The organism is Rhizobium sp. BK313 (genome assembly GCF_014193655.1).
GTDB lineage: Bacteria > Pseudomonadota > Alphaproteobacteria > Rhizobiales > Rhizobiaceae > Rhizobium.
In genome coordinates this window covers 137,530-155,948 of record NZ_JACHZQ010000005.1, presented here as the reverse complement: position 1 = coordinate 155,948, position 18,419 = coordinate 137,530, and the positions used below count along the sequence as shown (strand labels likewise).

Genomic DNA, 18,419 nt, shown 5'->3' with positions numbered 1-18,419 from the left:
GATCATGCAATATCTTCTGGAATTCCTCGGCTTGATGGCGGTGTTTTCGATTTTCATCGTCGCACCGGGCGCTGATTTTGCCGTCATCCTGCGCCAAAGCATTGTGCATGGCCGCCGCGCGGCTGTCATGACCGGCCTCGGCATGGGCTTCTCGCTGCTCTTCCACGTCAGCTACACCATTCTCGGCCTTGGCCTCATCGTCTCGAAATCACTGATGCTCTTCAGCCTGATCAAATGGGCTGGCGTCCTTTATCTCGTCTATCTCGGCATCAAGTCCTTCCGGGAGCCGGGCTTCAAGGTGAAGGAGATCGAGATCAGCGACGAGGACCGCAAGCCGGTTTCCATCTGGCGCTGCCTGGCGACGGGTTTCATCACCAATGCGCTCAATCCGAAGCCGGTGCTGTTTTTCCTGTCGCTGTTTTCGACGCTCGTGCGTCACGACACACCGGCGCTGATCCAGTTCAGCTATGGCATCGGCATGGCGACGGCGCTCGTCGCCTGGTTCGCCGGCGTTTCCATTTTCTTCACCGTCAAGCCGGTCCGCGATCGCTTCATCGCCAGCGGCAAATGGTTCAACCGCATCACCGGAGCGGCTCTTGTCGGCTTCGGCATCCGCCTCGCATTGGCGCGGGCGACTGACTAACAGAGATAGAAAACAAGGAAATTAAACAATGTCCTACGATGTGATCATTATCGGAACCGGCCCCGGCGGTTATGTCTGCGCCATCAAGGCGGCACAACTCGGCCTCAAGGTGGCAGTCGTCGAAAAGCGCGCCACCTTTGGCGGCACCTGCCTCAACGTCGGCTGCATCCCCTCCAAGGCGCTGCTGCATGCTTCCGAAATGTTCCATCATGCCGGCCATGGCATGGATGCGCTCGGCGTCGAAGTCGCCGCGCCGACGCTCAACCTTTCGAAGATGATGGCGCACAAGGATGCGACGGTGAAGTCGAACGTCGACGGCGTTGCCTTCCTCTTCAAGAAGAACAAGATCGATGCCTTCCAGGGCACGGGCAAGATCGTCGCTGCCGGTAAGGTCTCCGTGACAGCCGAAGATGGCAAGGTGACCGAGATCGAAGGCAAGAACATCGTCATCGCGACTGGCTCCGACGTTGCCGGCATTCCGGGTGTGCCCCTCGAAATCGATGAGAAGGTGATCATTTCGTCCACCGGCGGTATCGCGCTCGACAAGGTGCCGGCAAACATGATTGTCGTCGGCGGCGGCGTCATCGGTCTCGAACTCGGCTCGGTCTGGTCGCGCCTCGGCGCCAAGGTCACCGTGGTCGAGTATCTCGACACCATCCTCGGCGGCATGGACGGCGAAGTTTCCAAGCAGTTCCAGCGCATGCTGGCCAAGCAGGGCATCAACTTCCATCTCAGTGCCAAGGTCACCAGCGTCGAGAAGGTCGGCAACGGTGCCAAGGTTACCTTCGAGCCGGTCAAGGGCGGCGACAAGGTGGTGCTCGATGCCGATGTCGTGCTGGTGTCCACCGGCCGCAAGCCCTACACGGCCGGTCTCGGCCTGGAAGAGGCTGGCGTTGTCCTCGACAATCGGGGGCGCGTCGAGATCGATGGCCACTTCAAGACCAATGTTCCCGGCATCTATGCCATCGGCGACGTGGTGAAGGGTCCGATGCTGGCGCACAAGGCGGAAGACGAGGGCGTGGCGCTCGCCGAAATCCTAGCCGGCCAGGCGGGCCATGTGAACTATGACGTCATTCCGAGCGTGGTCTATACGCAGCCGGAAGTCGCCTCCGTCGGCAAGACCGAGGAAGAACTGAAGGCCGCGGGTGTCGCCTACAAGGTTGGCAAATTCCCCTTCACCGCCAACGGACGCGCCCGCGCCATGCTGGCGACGGATGGCTTTGTCAAGATCCTGGCGGACAAGGACACCGACCGCGTTCTCGGCGGCCACATCGTCGGCTTCGGCGCCGGCGAGATGATTCACGAGATTGCCGTGCTGATGGAATTCGGCGGCTCGTCGGAAGATCTCGGCCGTACCTGCCATGCACATCCGACCATGTCGGAAGCCGTGAAGGAAGCGGCACTCGCGACCTTCTTCAAGCCGATCCATATGTAAGGTATAGAGACGTTACTTTTGATGTGAGCGGCGGCCGTGATGACGGCCGCCGTTTCTTTTTGCCGGTTGTCGTGAACGAATTGCCGCAGCTGCTGTTTGTATGTCTGGCAGCACGTTGGTTATGCTACTTTGCAGAGAATGAAACAGCGGACGACAGAATGTCGGCAAAGCCCATAATGATTGAACCACATATGCCGCATCCCGCGTTGCCGGACGCGGATTGGGCCGATTGTTACGAGTTGCAGGTACAGCAATCGGATTTTACGGCGGTTGTCGCAGCACGCGCAATGTTCGGCAAATTTCCTTTCTGGGTGCGGTCACTGTTAAGGCTGCGTGATACGATTGTCGGTGTCTTCGGCCTGAAATCCACGAGACATCATTCCCCACATACGTCGGATACAATCGGCTTCTTTCCGATCGTCAGCAAATCGGAGAACCAAGTTGTTCTCGGTTTCGACGACAAGCACCTTGATTTTCGTATCGTGATCGACGTGCGGGATGATGGTCAGGGGCGTCAACTCATCGATACGACAACGCTCGTGAAGCGGAAGATTTTGCTCGGCCGGATCTATATCGCTGTGATCACGCCGTTCCATCGGTTGATTGTCAAGACAATGCTGACGGACTTCGGCAAACGAATGGGAGCACTCAGTCGGCAGCGGTCACCGTGAAACCCTGCTTGCGCAGCAATTCGACGAGACCCTGATCGCCCGCCAGATGCAGCGCGCCGACGGCGATGAACACATTGCCCTGGGCAAGGATAGGCGCGGCGCGCTCCGCCATTACCTTGTTGCGATCGAGGATGATGCGCTGTTCGAATGCGGCGGTATCGTCGTCGGACAAGTTCTGGTCCGGCACGATATTCTTCAGCATCGGCATGATCGCACCGATATTGCCGGCGAGATAGAGATCGGTCATGGTTTCGTTGATGTCATTGATCTTGTCGCCGAGTTCGAGCGTCTGGATCAGCGATTTCAGATGCAGTTCGATCGGCAGATCGCTCATGGCCTTGGCCTGTTCGGCCAGTGTTTCCAGGCCCTTGACCTGCTTGCCCTTAGCGGCGGCGTCACTGGCCAGCTTCTGATCGAGGAATTTCATCCCGGTCGCCTTGCGGCGGACTTCACAGGCGGTCATTTCGAAAGAACTCGAAATCAACCAGGGCTGCATATGGGAGACGGCGGCGAGCGCCACGCCGCGCTGTTTTAGGCCCGCTTCCAGCTTGGCATTGTCTTCGGGAGACAGATGCTGGCTGATGGTCGAGCCGTCGGTCAGCATGGTCAGCGACGGATTGACGAAGAGAGCCGCCGCCGCCTTTTTGTCGTCAAGGATTTCATCGGATTCGACGACGATCGTATCGGCGGCAGCACTTGCTTCGGCTGCACCCTTCGGCATGGTCAGCACGCGCGCGTCGCTGACATGCATGGTGCCGAGCAGCCAGGAAGGTTTCAGGCCGGGCTTTTCGATCTTCCAGAAGATGCTTTTGCCGTTCGCTACTTTGGCACCCTCGGCGAGGACGGAGGCATATTTCGCGGGATCGCTTTTCTGCAGTTCAGCCATCAGATCTTTGCCGCCGCAGCTGTCGGATGCCGTCTCGTCGGCATGCGCCGGCTGCAAGCTGAGTACGGTTGTGATCAACAGAACTGCCAGCATCAATGGAAAGGCTGTGGCGAGCCAAAGGAGGAGGTCGCCGATTGCCGGTTTCATCGACTGCATCGTCTTAGGTTCGAGGGCAGAAATCATCTAAACCTTCCGCTGGCAGAGGGCACGACTCCTAAAGCGCGAACGTGGCTTTCGCGAGACATGCCCATACATGCTTCTGCACTACCCTTCGGACACGCATATTCCCTTAACGCGAGGGGTTAATATTTTCTTACGCCCGCGGATGAGCCCGATCATAGACCTCCAGCAGCCGCGATGAATCGACGCCGGTATAGACCTGGGTCGTCGAAAGAGAGGCATGACCGAGCAATTCCTGGATCGTGCGCAAGTCACCACCACCTGCGAGCAGATGCGTGGCGAAAGAATGGCGCAGCGCATGCGGCGTAGCGGTGTCCGGCAGGCCGAAGGCGCTGCGCAGCTTCTGCATGCCGCGCTGGATGATGCCGGCCTGCAGTTTGCCGCCACGCGCGCCGCGAAAGAGGGGAGTGCCCGCGTCGAGATGATAGGGGCAGAGTGCGCGGTATTTTTCGACCGCTTCGAGAACGATCGGCAGCAGCGGCACCAGCCGGGTCTTGTTGCCCTTGCCGGTGATGCGCAGCGCCGTCGCGCCGGGGCGCACATCTTCCGGCGTCAGATTCAGCGCTTCGGAGATGCGCAGGCCGCAGCCGTAGAGCAAGGTCAGCACGGCCGTGTCGCGCGCGGCGATCCAGGGTTCGTCATGCATCTGCGCCTCATCGCTGACGACGGTGATTGCCTGGGTGTCCGACAGCGGTTTCGGCAGCGATTTCGGCTGTTTCGGCGACCGCACCGCGCCGGCGCCGGCCGCATTCACCAGCCCCTTCTTTTCGAGGTAACGCAGCAGGGAACGAAGGCCGGCGAGATTGCGCCCGAGCGAACGTGCACCCGCGCCATCCTTGCGACGAGTGGCGAGAAAACCGCGGAAGTCGGCGGGGCGCAACGCGTGAATATCCTTGATCGTCGCCGGACCGCCGAGATGGCCGGTCAGAAACGTCAGGAATTGCCGTGTGTCGCGCTCATAGGCGTTCAACGTGTGGGCGGAAAGCCGCCGCTCTTGGCCGAGAGCATCCAGCCAACGGTTGCGCTCGGCCATCAGCCCGGGATCGGCGATAATCAGCAACTCGTTCAGTGGAAAACCCCTTGAAATTCAAATTCATTCTGCCACTTTGAAGCAGGGAAGGTTATGGAATCGCTAACATTCCTACTGCGCCGTGCCTCTCCTTTGAGTGCGGACGAACGCGGTAGTATTTTTTCAACTGCGTATAAGCCATTCCTTAAATCAAATTCGATTTAAGCGGTTATACGCGAGGCGCTTGTCATGCTTCGATCATATTCGATTGCGATAGAGTATAACCCAACCATCCAGGGCATTTCATGGCACGTCGCGGTTCGATAACTGCATTGGGGCAACTTGCAGAAGCGATCGCTTTGGTGTCCCAGGGCCAGCCTGGACACATCGTCGATACGCTGATCGCCGAGCGCGGCCAGAAGATCGTCCGCAACCCGCTCTGGCCGTTGATGAGGCCCTTTCTCTACACGCTGCTGCGCTACAACAAGGCGATCGAATTTGCCAACGATGTCGCCAAGCTGCCGGGTTTCCAGTGCTTCGAATATATGAGCGATCTGTTGAAACTCGATATCGGGGTGACGCATGCCGAGCGCATACCGGCCTCCGGCGGCTTCATTCTCGTCAGCAACCATCCGACCGGCATTGCCGATGGCGTCGCGGTTTTCGATCTCCTGAAGACGCGTCGGCCCGACATGATGGTTTTCGCCAATCGCGATGCCGTCCGCGTCAATCCTCGTTTCGCTGAGATGATCATCCCTGTCGAATGGCGCGAGGAATATAAGAGCAAGCTGAAGACCCGTGAAACGCTGCAGCTCACCAATCGGGCCGTTGCCGAGGGAAAGGTCACCGTGCTGTTCCCTTCCGGCCGCATCGCCTATTGGGCAAACGGCAAGTTGAACGAGCGGCCCTGGAAAACGTCAGCCGTGGGACTGGCGCGCAAATACAATCTGCCGATCCTGCCGGTGCATCTGACGGCGCGCAATTCGGGGCTGTTCTACTGGTTCGCCAAATGGTCAACGGAACTGCGGGACATGACGGTGTTCCACGAACTCCTCAACAAGCGCGGTGACCGCTTCGATTTCCTGATCGGCAATCTCATTCCGGTCGAGCAACTGGACGGCGACGTCAACGAAGTGACGAAGGCGCTGGAAAAGCACACGGTGTTCGATCTGGCGGCGGACGGGAACGCAACTTTTACGCCGGTCAGCACTCCGGCTGCGGCGCAGGATATGGCCGCTGCCGTCGCGGAGCATTCCGTTTGACGACTGCGTTCGTCGAGAGGCACATCATTGGCAATTGAGGTCGATATTCGTCCTATCGTCGGTGCATTGCCACCGCACGTACATTCACTTGCAATCGAGGCGCGGCGGGAAGGCTATCGTTTTATCGATCGGTTGATCGACGAATGGTTCGATGGAAGCAATCGCTTCGATCGCGACGGCGAGTGCCTCTTGATGGCTTTTGCGGGTGAAGCGCCGGTTGGCATTGGCGGCCTTTCAGCAGAGCCTACGATTGCCGACGCGTTGCGTATGCGTCGCTTCTATGTCCACCCATCGGTGCGGGGCCAGGGCATCGGCCGCATGCTGGCAGATGCTCTGATCGATCAGGCCCGACAGGCGACGACGCTGCTCACCGTTCATTCGGGAAGCGAAGATGCATCGGCGTTTTGGCAGGCGCTTGGCTTTCAGCCGCACCTCGGCAACGGTTATTCGCATCTCCTTCGGTTCGATTGACCACGCGCACCGTTCTCTTGCCTGACAAAATAGATTAGGCCTTCAGTATGCAGCTTCGCTCCATGTCCGCACACCCAGTACCGTTCCCTGCGTTCCATCCGCGGTGAAGGTGAAGAATAAGAACAACATGGCAACATGGGTTTTCTTTTGTCGCCGCTCGGGGCATGGTCTGGCGCAATGAGTAAAGATTCGTCCGATCTGTTTGGCGCGCTTTTCGAAGCCGCGCCCGTAAACTCGACCATGAGCCGCACGGTCCCGGTTCTGGTGCCGATGCCGGCACCGAAGCCCTATTCCTATGCGGTGCCGGAAGGCATGGCGGTCGAGCCCGGCTCGGTCGTGCAGGTGCCGCTCGGGCCGAGGCAGGTGATCGGCGTCGTTTGGGACGGCGGCGACGAGGGTGGCGTCGATCCGAAGAAGCTGCGGCCGATCAGCCACGTCTTCAACTGCCCGCCGCTCACCAGGGAGATGCGCGATTTCATCGACTGGGTGGCCGCCTATACACTGTCGCCGCCCGGTCTCGTCGCCCGCATGGCGTTGCGGGCGCCGGCTGCCTTCGATCCCGAACCAATGGTCGAGGGCCTTCGTTTTGTCGGCGGCGCGCCGGAACGGCTGACACCGGCTCGAGCCCGGGTGATGGAGGCGGCAAACGACGGCCTATCCTGGACGCGCAGCGGGCTGGCACATGCCGCCGGCGTCTCGGTGAGCGTCATCGACGGGCTGATCACGCAAGGCATTTTCGAAACGGTGTTCTTGCCGCCGCCGCCCGTTGTCGCCACGCCCGATCCCGACTACATCGGCTCGCGGCTCGAAGGACCGCAGCGCGAAGCGGCCGATGAGATCCTAGCCGAGGTGCGCAAGGGGGAGTTTTCCGTTTCGCTAATCGACGGCGTCACCGGCTCAGGCAAGACCGAGGTCTATTTCGAGGCGATCGCCGAGACCCTGAAGCGCGGCAAGCAGGTGTTGATTCTGCTGCCGGAAATTGCGCTGACGGCGAGTTTTCTCGAGCGCTTCCAGGATCGTTTTGGCGCCAAGCCGGCCGAGTGGCACTCGGACCTGGCACCGCGCATGCGTGAAAAGGTCTGGCGGCAGGCGGTGACCGGCGAAGTTCGGGTCGTTGCAGGCGCACGCTCTGCGCTGTTCCTGCCCTTCGAAGACTTGGGATTGATCATCGTCGACGAAGAACATGATCCCGCCTACAAGCAGGAGGATCGCGTCTATTACAATGCCCGTGACATGGCGGTCGTGCGCGGCCGGATCGGCGATTTTCCAGTGGTGCTGGTCTCGGCCACGCCCTCGGTCGAGAGCCAGGTGAATGGGCAGAGCGGGCGCTATAGCACCATCCACCTACCGACTCGCTTCGGCGATGCGGCTCTTCCGGATCTGCATCTGATCGACATGCGCCGGCATGCACCGGAGCGTGGCGGCTTTCTGTCGCCGCTGCTGATCCGGGCGATCGGCAAGACGGTGGAGAAGGGCCAGCAATCGCTGCTGTTTCTCAACAGGCGGGGCTATGCGCCGCTGACGCTCTGCAGGGTTTGTGGCCACCGCTTCCAGTGCCCGCAATGTTCGAGCTGGTTGGTGGAACATCGTTTCCGTGGCCAGATCCAATGCCATCAATGCGGCTACGCCGAGCGGACGCCCGAGGCCTGCCCGGAATGCGGCACGCTCGACCATCTCGTCGCTTGTGGGCCGGGCGTCGAGCGCATCGCCGAGGAAGTCGAGCGGCATTTTCCCGAGGCGCGGACGATCGTGCTCTCCTCCGACATCATGGGCGGCGTCAAGCGGCTGCGGCTTGAACTCGAGGCCATTGCCAAGGGAGAGGCGGATATCGTCATCGGCACGCAGCTCGTCGCCAAGGGCCATAATTTCCCGCTGATGACGCTGGTTGGCATTGTCGACGCCGATCTCGGCCTTGCCAATGGCGACCCGCGCGCTGCCGAGCGGACGTTCCAATTGCTGTCGCAGGTAACGGGACGCGCCGGGCGAACCGGCCTCAAGAGCCACGGGTTGCTGCAGACCTATCAGCCGCAGCACCCGGTCATGCAGGCGATCGTTTCCGGCGATGCCAGCGCATTCTACGAGCGCGAGATTTCCGAGCGTGAGAGGGCGGTACTGCCGCCTTTCGGCAGGCTTGCATCGATCATCGTTTCCGCCGAAACCCGCCAGGATGCCGAGACCCACGCCCGCGGCATGCGGAGCGCCGCGCCACAGGTGCAGGGGATCTCCGTCCTTGGTCCCGCCGAAGCGCCGCTCGCCCTGGTGCGCGGCCGCCATCGCTTCCGCCTGCTGGTGCACGGCAAGCGCAATTCCGACATGCAGGGTTTTCTCAAGGCTATGCTGGCGCAGGCACCGAAGGAGCGTGGCTCCGTGCATGTGCAATTGGACATCGATCCACAGAGTTTCTTGTAGTTTCGCGAGAACGACGCCTTTCCAGCGTCTTCCCCTGTTCCGCCGCTTCATGTCATAAGTCAGCCTCTTGATGATTTGGGCCGATTTTGGGGACGACCGATGGAGCTTTATTTTCCGACTGACCTGGGCGAGCAGCTTGCCTATTGCTCGGCGGCGTTTACGGCGCTCATCGGCTTCATCATGATGTTTGCTCCAGGCTACGCCTATCGTTTTCTCAAGCTGCAGGTGCGCGAGGGGCGGCCGGAAGCCTATGCCGAGGGGCGTTCGATGGGCGGCTTCTATCTCGGTTTCGGGCTTGTCGCTATTCTGCTGGCCCAGCCGATGATCTATCTGGCGCTTGGGGCGTCCTTCGCTGTTGCCGCCTTTGGCCGCATCCTTTCTATCATGTCGGATCGGGGGAGCGTGATCTTGAATCTGTTACTTCTGGTTGTTCAGGCGGCCCTGGCGGCTCTACCGCTTCTTTACGGATTGGGCTACATTTGAAGCGAAAATGCTTTCGCATCAGCTAGCATTGCCTGCGCTATCCCCGTGGTTTTGAATTTTTGCCATCATAAATTCACCCGAATAGCGTATTCGGCGAATACGCGTGTTGCGAGTCTCAATATCCTATGTTAGACGAACCCCGAATTTCGGATGAGGTAGGGGGAAGCCCCTGCTGATTTCTGGGGGAAATCAAAACGAATTCAAGAGCATGTGACTTCCGTCTCTCGGAAGCCGAATTCTTGGGTTGAAATCAGGGAATTTTGTGCCCGTGGCAGACACATCCCAGCATATTTCTGGTGTTGCAGAGCGATATGCCTCGTCATTGTTCGAACTGGCCCTCGAGGAGGGTGCTGTCCCGACAGTGACCGCCGATCTTGATCGGTTCCAAGCCATGCTGGATGACAGCGATGATTTGAAGCGTTTCGTCTTGAGCCCAGTCTTTTCAGCAGAAGAGCAGGTCGGTGCCGTCCAGGCGCTGGCGACAAAGGCGGGCTTCGGCAACTACGTCACTAATTTCCTCAAGGTCGTGGCAGGCAACCGGCGCCTTTTTGCGCTGCCGGGCATGATCAAGGCTTTCCGTATCATTGCCGCGAAGCATCGCGGCGAAGTTTCTGCCGAGGTCACTTCGGCGCATGCGCTGACTCTGGCGCAGGAAGACGAATTGAAGGCGGCGCTGAAGGGCGTCACCGGCAAGGACGTGGCGATTGCCGTTACGGTCGATCCGTCGATTCTTGGTGGTCTGATCGTGAAGGTCGGGTCCCGTCAGATTGATACGTCTCTTCGTACCAAACTCTCTACCCTTAAGCTTGCATTGAAAGAGGTCGGCTGATGGATATCCGCGCCGCGGAAATTTCCGCAATTCTGAAAGATCAGATTAAAAATTTCGGCAAAGAAGCCGAAGTCTCCGAAGTCGGCCAGGTTCTTTCCGTCGGTGACGGTATCGCCCGCGTCTATGGTCTGGACAATGTCCAGGCCGGCGAAATGGTCGAATTCCCCGGCGGCATCCGTGGTATGGCCCTGAACCTCGAATCCGACAATGTCGGCGTGGTTATCTTCGGCTCCGACCGCGACATCAAGGAAGGCGACACCGTCAAGCGCACAGGCGCGATCGTTGACGTTCCGGTTGGCCCGGAACTGCTCGGCCGCGTCGTTGACGCCCTCGGCAATCCGATCGACGGCAAGGGCCCGATCCATGCGACCCGCCGTTCGCGTGTCGACATCAAGGCTCCGGGCATTATTCCGCGCAAGTCGGTGCATGAGCCGATGTCGACCGGCCTCAAGGCCATCGACGCGCTGATCCCGGTTGGCCGCGGCCAGCGCGAACTTGTTATCGGCGACCGCCAGACCGGCAAGACCGCAATCCTTCTCGACACGATCCTGAACCAGAAGGCCATCCACGATGCTGGCCCTGAGAGCGAGAAGCTGTACTGCGTCTACGTTGCTATCGGTCAAAAGCGTTCGACTGTCGCTCAGTTCGTCAAGGTGCTCGAAGAGCGCGGCGCGCTGAAGTACTCGATCATCGTCGCTGCGACGGCGTCGGATCCGGCCCCCATGCAGTACCTGGCGCCATTCGCCGGCTGCGCTATGGGCGAATATTTCCGCGACAACGGCATGCACGCCCTGATCGGCTATGACGATTTGTCGAAGCAGGCCGTTTCATACCGTCAGATGTCGCTGCTGCTGCGCCGCCCGCCGGGCCGCGAAGCCTATCCGGGCGACGTCTTCTACCTGCATTCGCGTCTGCTCGAGCGCGCTGCAAAGATGAACGATGAAAAGGGCGCCGGCTCGCTGACCGCTCTGCCGGTCATCGAAACCCAGGGCAACGACGTTTCGGCCTTCATTCCGACCAACGTGATCTCGATCACCGACGGCCAGATCTTCCTCGAAACCGACCTGTTCTATCAGGGCATCCGTCCAGCCGTTAACGTCGGTCTGTCGGTTTCTCGCGTTGGCTCGTCGGCACAGATCAAGGCGATGAAGCAGGTTGCCGGCTCGATCAAGGGCGAGCTCGCCCAGTATCGTGAAATGGCTGCCTTCGCTCAGTTCGGTTCGGACCTCGATGCCGCAACGCAGCGTCTGCTGAATCGTGGCGCTCGCCTGACCGAGCTCCTGAAACAGCCGCAGTTCTCGCCGTTGAAGACGGAAGAGCAGGTTGCTGTGATCTTTGCTGGCGTCAACGGCTATCTCGACAAGATCACCGTTCCGCAGATCGGCAAGTTCGAGCAGGGGCTGCTTTCCTACCTGCGGTCGGAAGGCAAGGACATCCTCGACGCGATCCGCACCGAAAAGGCCATCAGCGACGCGACCAAGGGCAAGCTCACAGCTGCTCTCGACAGCTACGCCAAGTCTTTCGCCTGATCGGGCCTCACTTCTAGGACGGATACCGGATGCCTTCACTTAAGGATCTGAAAAACCGGATCGCCTCCGTCAAGGCGACGCAGAAGATCACCAAGGCGATGAAAATGGTCGCCGCGGCGAAGCTTCGGCGCGCCCAGGAGGCGGCTGAGGCTGCACGGCCCTACTCGCAGCGCATGGGTGCTGTTCTTGCAAACATCACGGCTGCCGTCAGCGATGCTGACGATGCCCCGCTGCTGATGACCGGCACCGGCAAGAGCGACGTTCATCTGCTCGTTGTCTGCAGTGCGGAACGCGGCCTTTGTGGTGGCTTCAACTCGCAGATCGCGCGTTTTGCCCGCGACCACGTTCGCAAGCTGCTTGCCGAAGGCAAGACCGTGAAGATCTTCACAGTCGGCAAGAAGGGTTATGACATCCTGCGTCGTGAGTTCGCCTCGCTGATCATCGAGCGTAAGGAACTGCGCGACGTCAAACGGATCGGCTACGACAATGCCGATCAGATCGGCAAGCGCATCATCGAGATGTTCGAGGCTGGTGAGTTCGACGTCTGCACGTTGTTCTACTCCGAGTTCAAGTCGGTGATCAGCCAGGTGCCGACGGCGTTGCAGCTCATTCCGGCTTCGGCTCCGGATGTTGTTGAAGAAGATGCCGCTCACAAGGGCGCTGTTTATGAATACGAGCCGGATGCGGCTTCGATCCTCGCGGACTTGATCCCGCGTAATATCTCGGTCCAGATCTTCCGCGCGCTCCTTGAGAACGTTGCCGGCGAGATGGGCGCGAAGATGAGCGCGATGGACAATGCGACGCGAAATGCTGGTGAGATGATCAACAAGCTGACGCTGAACTACAACCGTCAGCGTCAGGCGCAGATCACCAAGGAACTGATTGAAATCATTTCGGGCGCGGAAGCGCTCTGAGGTTAGGGAAAGAGGGTAAGAATATGGCTGACGCAGCTATGGCCGCAGTTTCGGTCGGCAAGGTTACGCAGGTTATCGGCGCCGTCGTGGACGTTTCTTTCGATGGCGATCTGCCGAAGATCCTGAATGCTCTCGAAACCGACAACCACGGCAACCGCCTTGTTCTGGAAGTCGCACAGCACCTCGGCGAAAACTCGGTTCGCACGATCGCCATGGACTCCACCGAAGGTCTCGTTCGCGGTCAGTCCGTTTCCGACACCGGCGCGCCGATCTCGGTTCCGGTCGGTCACGAAACGCTCGGCCGTATCATGAACGTCATCGGCGAGCCGGTCGATGAAGCCGGTCCGCTGGTGACCGCCCACAAGCGCTCGATCCACCAGGACGCTCCGTCTTACGTCGAGCAGTCCACCGAAGGCCAGATCCTGGTCACCGGCATCAAGGTCGTCGATTTGCTCGCACCTTACGCCAAGGGCGGCAAGATCGGCCTATTCGGCGGCGCCGGCGTCGGCAAGACCGTTCTCATCATGGAACTGATCAACAACGTCGCCAAGGCACATGGTGGTTACTCGGTATTCGCTGGCGTGGGTGAACGTACCCGCGAAGGCAACGACCTCTACCACGAAATGATCGAATCCGGCGTCAACAAGCACGGCGGCGGCGAAGGCTCCAAGGCTGCTCTCGTTTACGGTCAGATGAATGAACCGCCAGGCGCCCGCGCTCGCGTCGCTCTGACCGGTCTGACCGTTGCCGAAAACTTCCGCGATGAAGGCCAGGACGTTCTGTTCTTCGTCGACAACATCTTCCGCTTCACGCAGGCAGGTTCGGAAGTGTCGGCTCTGCTCGGTCGTATTCCTTCGGCCGTGGGCTACCAGCCGACGCTCGCCACCGACATGGGCCAGATGCAGGAACGCATCACCACCACGACGACGGGCTCGATCACTTCGGTTCAAGCCATTTACGTTCCGGCCGACGACTTGACCGACCCGGCACCGGCTACTTCGTTCGCTCACTTGGACGCAACGACGGTTCTGTCGCGCTCGATCGCTGAAAAGGGCATCTATCCAGCCGTCGACCCGCTCGACTCCACGTCGCGCATGCTCGACCCGCTGGTCGTTGGCGAAGAGCACTATGAAATCGCTCGTAAGGTCCAGTCGACCCTGCAGCGCTACAAGGCTCTCCAGGACATCATCGCCATCCTCGGCATGGACGAACTGTCTGAAGAAGACAAGCTGGCTGTCGCCCGTGCCCGCAAGATCGAGCGCTTCCTGTCGCAGCCGTTCTTCGTCGCTGAAGTCTTCACCGGCTCGCCGGGCAAGCTCGTTGCGCTCGAAGACACGATCAAGGGCTTCAAGGGCCTGGTCAACGGCGAATACGACCACCTGCCGGAAGCTGCTTTCTACATGGTCGGCTCGATCGAAGAAGCGATGGAAAAGGCCAAGAAGCTGGCTGCCTGATAAGGCCAATCCAACGGCGCGCGGTATCTCGTGCGCCGTTGCCTTAAAATAAAGACAATCGAGAAGTGACCGGTCATGGCTGACAATTTCAATTTCGAACTGGTGTCTCCGGAGCGTCTGCTTCTGTCGGAATCCGTCATCGATGTCGTCATTCCCGCCAGCGAAGGCGAAATGACCGTGATGGCCCATCATGCGCCGACGATGACTACGATCAAGCCGGGCGTCGTCAAGGTGCATATGGCCACGGGCAAGAAGCAGGACTACGTCGTGTTCGGCGGTTTTGCCGACATCCTGCCGACCGGCTGCACGCTGCTTGCGGAATCCGCAATTCCTGTTGAAGACCTTAGACAGGACGAATTGACGCGTCGTATCGATATCGCCAAAGCAGAACTCGAAGATGTCGAACATCACGAGCACAAGTCGCGTCTTGAACACTACATCATGGAAATGACGCGTCTGCGCGGCGCAATCGGGCAAGATTGATCCGGTATCTAGTCTTGGGTTTCGAATGAGAGCGGCCTTTTGGGGCCGCTTTTTTGTTGCGCGGCTTGGTCGGTATCAACCCTGATAGCCGCCCAGCAGATGCCGATGCAACTGACCCGCTTCCGGCGAGAGGGAACGGAAGCGGGGCGCGCCGAGATAGTAACCGAAGCCGCTTTCGACACGGTCGTTGCCGATGGTGATCAGTGCGCCGGAGCGCAGGTGTTCCTCGATGAGCCCGAGACTGCCAAGTGCGATGCCTTCGCCGCGCAATGCGGCCTCGACTGCCATGATATAGGTGGAGAAGGACAACCGCGGTCGTGGCAGCTTGCCCTTCAGTGGATTGCCGATGCGGCCGAACCATTGGCGAAAGCTGATCCAATGGGCGTTGAAACGCTCGTAGTCGATCAGATCGAGCCCGGCGATATCAGCCGATGTCAACGCTTGTGGTTCCAAGGCGCGGCTGGCCAGATAATCCGGCGAGGCGATCGGCACCAGCACTTCCTTCATCAGGAGCGTCAGGTTCCAGCGCGGGTGTTCACCGGTGGAATAGAGAATGACGAGGTCGTTGGTCTCCGACGCGAGCTCCGAGGGCGAGTCCGTTGTCAGCAGGCGCACGGAGATGCCGGGGCTCTCCTTGCCGAAATCCTTAAGCCGCTGCCCGAGCCAGAGATGCGAGACCGAGCCGCTGGCGGCGATCGAAATGATCTCGCCCGTGCCGGCGCGGAAAGGTTCCAGGCTCTCTTCGAGATATTCGAGCGTCGCCCGCACGCGCTGGAACAGCCGCTCGCCATCCGGCGTCAGCGCCAAGTTTCGACCGCGCCGGGTAAAGAGCGCAGCGCCCAGATGATCCTCCAGCCCCTTGATGCGCCGGCTGACGGCGGCCTGGGTGATGTTCAGTTCGCGGCCTGCGCGGGAAAAGTTCATTGCGCGGGCAGCGGCGTCGAACACGCGGAAGGCCTCCAGCGGTATCTTTTCGAGCATTGTCTCTCCATAACTTCAGATCATCAATATTCCTGATAAATGGCCAGATTTGAAGAGTTGAAATTGTGATGCAGGATCATGGCATCGAATTTGCTGCGCTTTTCCAGGTGATCTCGTGTCCTTTTCCATTTCTGCCATTCCAGACATCCGCTTTGGCAGCGGTGCGCTGTCCGGCCTTGCCGCAGCCGTCAAATCCTTCGATGGCGTTTCCGCCGCTCTTTTGGTGATCGATACGTTCTTGGCCCGATCCGGTCTTGCGGATAAGATCAAGGCCGATCTGACTGAAGCGGGCTTCGCCATGCAGATCTTCTCGGATTTCTCCGGCGAACCGAAGCTCGCGCATATCCGCGCGGCGATAGAGGCGGCCAAGGGCGCGGATATGGTGATCGGCGTCGGCGGCGGCTCGGCGCTGGATATCGCCAAGATCGTCGCCGGTTGCGCAGCGTCGGGCGAAGATCCGATGTTTTATGCACTGGCCGCCAATCCTCTCCCGAAGAATCCTCTGAAGAAGATCATGGTGCCAACGACAGCCGGCACCGGCTCGGAGACTTCGGCCACCAATATTTTTGCAGGTCCGGAGGGCAAGAAACTCTGGATCTGGGGGCCGGAAACCAAGGCCGATCTCGTCATCCTCGATCCGGCCCTGACGACCACGCTGCCGGCCGATCTCACCGCCTGGTGCGGCCTCGACGCTTTCATCCATGCCTTCGAGGCGGCGACGAACCGCAACACGCACCGCGGCGCGCAGCTCTATGCGCATCAGGCGCTACGGCTGATCACCAGCGCATTGGAAACGGCTGTGAAGGAGCCCGACAATATCGAGGCGCGGGGCGATGTACTCCTCGGTTCCTGCCTCGCCGGCATTGCCATCGACAATTGCGGCACGGCGATTGCTCACAATATCAGCCATGCGCTGGCGGGTCTTGCGCCGGTTCACCATGGACTCGCAACCGCCCTTGGCTTTGAAGCGACTCTACCCTGGCTGGCCGAGGCGGATACGAACGATGTCACCGCTGCCGCGAAGGCTTGCGGTCTCGAAAGTGCTGAGGCACTGCCTGCTTTCGTCTCCGACTGGATGGGCCGCTGCGGTATCGTCCGCGCCCTGCCGGCAGCGTTCATGCCATTCGCGGCGACCGATCTCGCACGAGAAATGCGCGCTCCGGAAAACCAGCCGATGCGGCGCTCGACCATCCGCGATGTGACGGATGCCGATATCGACCGCTTCGCCGCCGCCGTCATGGCGTTGCCGAAAGGAATCTGAGATGACCAAGAATTACACGCGCGACTATTGGGAAAGCGTTCTGTCCGGCCTCAAGCTCGAAGGGCGGCATTTCATCGATGGCGCCTATCGCGCCTCTTCTTCCGGCGCGACCTTTACCCGCATCCGTCCAATGGACGGCAGACCAGGCGCGGACTTGGCCCGCGGCAATGCGGCTGACGTCGATGCAGCGGTGGCCGCCGCGCGCACGGCATTTGAGAGCGGCGTCTGGCGTGGGAAGGAGCCGCTGGAAAAGAAGAGGATCATGCTGAAGTGGGCCGAACTCATCCGCGCCCATGGCGAAGAGCTCGCCATGCTGGAAACGGTGGATGTCGGCAAGCCGATCATGGCCTCGCTCACTGTCGATGTGCGCCTTTGCGCCGACGGCATCCAGTTCTACGGCGAGATGATCGACAAGATGTACGACGAGATCGCTCCAACCGGCCCGAATGCCCGCGCCCTGGTGCGCAAGGTGCCGATCGGCGTCGTCGGTGCGATCACACCATGGAACTATCCGATGATCATCGATGCCTGGAAGCTTGGCCCGGCGATTGCCGCCGGCAATTCCGTGGTGCTGAAGCCGGCCGAGCAATCATCGCTCTCGGCCATCCGTCTTGCGGAACTGGCTTTCGAAGCGGGTCTGCCCGCCGGCGTCCTCAATGTTGTCACCGGCTATGGCGAGGAGACCGGCAAGCGGCTGGCGCTGCATATGGATGTCGACATGATCGCCTTCACCGGCTCGACCGAGGTCGGCAAGCTGATCATGGGCTATGCGGCACAGTCGAACGTCAAGCGCGTGGCGCTCGAACTCGGCGGCAAGTCGCCGCTGGTCGTCTTCGAAGACGCCGATCTCGACGCTGCGGCAAGCGCGGCTGCCTGGGGTTGCTTCTACAATTCCGGTGAGACCTGCCATGCCTCGACGCGGCTGATCGTGCAGCGCTCGGTGCAGGACAGACTGATCGAGAAGATCGAGGCGGTGACGCGCTCGGATATCGCGCTGAAGCATCCGCTCGACCCCTCGGCGCAGATCGGCGCGCTGATCGAGGAAGAGCATATGAACAAGGTGCTTTCCATGATTGCTGCCGGCGAGAGGGAGGGTGCTCGACGCGCTTTTGGTGCTGAACGGGTGCTGAGTGAAACCGGCGGTTACTATGTCTCTCCCGGCGTCTTCGTCGATATGACCAACGATATGAGCCTTGCGCGGCAGGAGATTTTTGGACCGGTGCTCGCCGCAATTCCCTTCGACACCGAGGAGGAGGCGCTCACGATCGCCAACGATACGATCTATGGCCTTGCCGGCGCGGTCTTCACCAAGGATATGGACCGCGCGCACCGCTTTTCCGAGGCGATCCATGCGGGTACGGTGTGGATCAACACTTACGACATGTCGAATTTCGCCACCCCTTTCGGCGGCTTCAAGCAATCCGGTTTCGGTCGCGACCGCTCCGTGCATGCGATCGACAAATATTGCGACTACAAGACCATCTGGCAGCAGTTCGGCTGAGGTTTGCGGGGAGGCAAG

The 18,419-nt window shown here is 60.1% G+C and carries 17 protein-coding genes; 14 read left to right on the top strand and 3 right to left on the bottom strand.

Annotated elements, in window-relative coordinates; all coding sequences use genetic code 11:
• Positions 1–4: 4 nt before the first annotated feature.
• Genes FHT86_RS24200 through FHT86_RS24190 form a run of 3 tightly spaced genes read left to right on the top strand, consistent with a single transcriptional unit; the run spans position 5 to position 2,749 of the window.
• On the top strand, positions 5–643 hold the full coding sequence (locus FHT86_RS24200) for a LysE family translocator (protein WP_133709118.1): 639 nt from the start codon (positions 5–7) through the stop codon (positions 641–643).
• 28 nt (positions 644–671) lie between these two features.
• Positions 672–2,078, top strand: coding sequence for a dihydrolipoyl dehydrogenase (gene lpdA, locus FHT86_RS24195; RefSeq protein WP_133709119.1), 1,407 nt, complete (start codon positions 672–674; stop codon positions 2,076–2,078).
• 23 nt (positions 2,079–2,101) lie between these two features.
• Positions 2,102–2,749 (top strand): DUF2867 domain-containing protein, encoded by a 648-nt coding sequence (locus tag FHT86_RS24190; RefSeq protein ID WP_312862493.1) that lies wholly within the window; start codon positions 2,102–2,104, stop codon positions 2,747–2,749.
• Here FHT86_RS24190 and FHT86_RS24185 read toward each other — a convergent pair.
• Both FHT86_RS24185 and FHT86_RS24180 read right to left on the bottom strand, forming a co-directional pair.
• On the bottom strand, positions 2,727–3,818 hold the full coding sequence (locus FHT86_RS24185) for a TraB/GumN family protein (RefSeq protein WP_133709120.1): 1,092 nt from the start codon (positions 3,816–3,818) through the stop codon (positions 2,727–2,729). The two genes, FHT86_RS24190 and FHT86_RS24185, sit on opposite strands and share 23 nt — an antisense overlap.
• Before the next feature lie 130 nt (positions 3,819–3,948).
• Complete coding sequence (locus FHT86_RS24180) at positions 3,949–4,884, bottom strand: tyrosine recombinase XerC (RefSeq protein WP_133709121.1); 936 nt, start codon at positions 4,882–4,884, stop codon at positions 3,949–3,951.
• Positions 4,885–5,129: 245 nt separating this feature from the next.
• Between FHT86_RS24180 and FHT86_RS24175 the strand changes: the two genes are divergently transcribed.
• From FHT86_RS24175 to FHT86_RS24135, 9 genes are all read left to right on the top strand, one after another.
• The gene (locus FHT86_RS24175) at positions 5,130–6,086 is read left to right on the top strand and encodes a GNAT family N-acetyltransferase (RefSeq protein WP_133709122.1); all 957 of its coding nucleotides are present in this window, start codon (positions 5,130–5,132) and stop codon (positions 6,084–6,086) included.
• Positions 6,087–6,113: 27 nt separating this feature from the next.
• Positions 6,114–6,557, top strand: a complete 444-nt coding sequence (locus tag FHT86_RS24170; RefSeq protein WP_246779638.1) for a GNAT family N-acetyltransferase — start codon at positions 6,114–6,116, stop codon at positions 6,555–6,557.
• A gap of 177 nt (positions 6,558–6,734) precedes the next feature.
• Entirely contained in the window at positions 6,735–8,966 is a 2,232-nt protein-coding gene (locus FHT86_RS24165; RefSeq protein ID WP_133709123.1) for a primosomal protein N', read from the top strand.
• Between the two features lie 99 nt (positions 8,967–9,065).
• Complete coding sequence (locus FHT86_RS24160; protein ID WP_133709124.1) at positions 9,066–9,449, top strand: DUF4345 family protein; 384 nt, start codon at positions 9,066–9,068, stop codon at positions 9,447–9,449.
• Between the two features lie 262 nt (positions 9,450–9,711).
• Entirely contained in the window at positions 9,712–10,278 is a 567-nt protein-coding gene (locus FHT86_RS24155; RefSeq protein ID WP_133709125.1) for a F0F1 ATP synthase subunit delta, read from the top strand.
• Entirely contained in the window at positions 10,278–11,807 is a 1,530-nt protein-coding gene (gene atpA, locus FHT86_RS24150) for a F0F1 ATP synthase subunit alpha (RefSeq protein ID WP_133709126.1), read from the top strand. The genes FHT86_RS24155 and atpA overlap by 1 nt, the downstream gene beginning before the upstream one ends.
• Before the next feature lie 29 nt (positions 11,808–11,836).
• Positions 11,837–12,721, top strand: a complete 885-nt coding sequence (locus tag FHT86_RS24145; protein WP_133709127.1) for a F0F1 ATP synthase subunit gamma — start codon at positions 11,837–11,839, stop codon at positions 12,719–12,721.
• Positions 12,722–12,744: 23 nt separating this feature from the next.
• Entirely contained in the window at positions 12,745–14,175 is a 1,431-nt protein-coding gene (gene atpD / locus FHT86_RS24140) for a F0F1 ATP synthase subunit beta (RefSeq protein WP_133709128.1), read from the top strand.
• A 75-nt stretch (positions 14,176–14,250) separates the two neighbouring features.
• A complete protein-coding gene (locus tag FHT86_RS24135; protein WP_133709129.1) occupies positions 14,251–14,658 on the top strand; it encodes a F0F1 ATP synthase subunit epsilon in 408 nt (135 codons plus the stop codon).
• 75 nt (positions 14,659–14,733) lie between these two features.
• Here the strand turns inward: FHT86_RS24135 and FHT86_RS24130 are convergent, their stop codons facing one another.
• Entirely contained in the window at positions 14,734–15,639 is a 906-nt protein-coding gene (locus tag FHT86_RS24130; RefSeq protein ID WP_133709130.1) for a LysR substrate-binding domain-containing protein, read from the bottom strand.
• Positions 15,640–15,754: 115 nt separating this feature from the next.
• Between FHT86_RS24130 and FHT86_RS24125 the strand changes: the two genes are divergently transcribed.
• Together FHT86_RS24125 and FHT86_RS24120 are read left to right on the top strand one after the other, a co-directional pair.
• On the top strand, positions 15,755–16,900 hold the full coding sequence (locus FHT86_RS24125; RefSeq protein WP_133709131.1) for an iron-containing alcohol dehydrogenase: 1,146 nt from the start codon (positions 15,755–15,757) through the stop codon (positions 16,898–16,900).
• A gap of 1 nt (position 16,901) precedes the next feature.
• The gene (locus FHT86_RS24120) at positions 16,902–18,401 is read left to right on the top strand and encodes an aldehyde dehydrogenase (RefSeq protein ID WP_133709132.1); all 1,500 of its coding nucleotides are present in this window, start codon (positions 16,902–16,904) and stop codon (positions 18,399–18,401) included.
• Positions 18,402–18,419 lie beyond the last annotated feature (18 nt).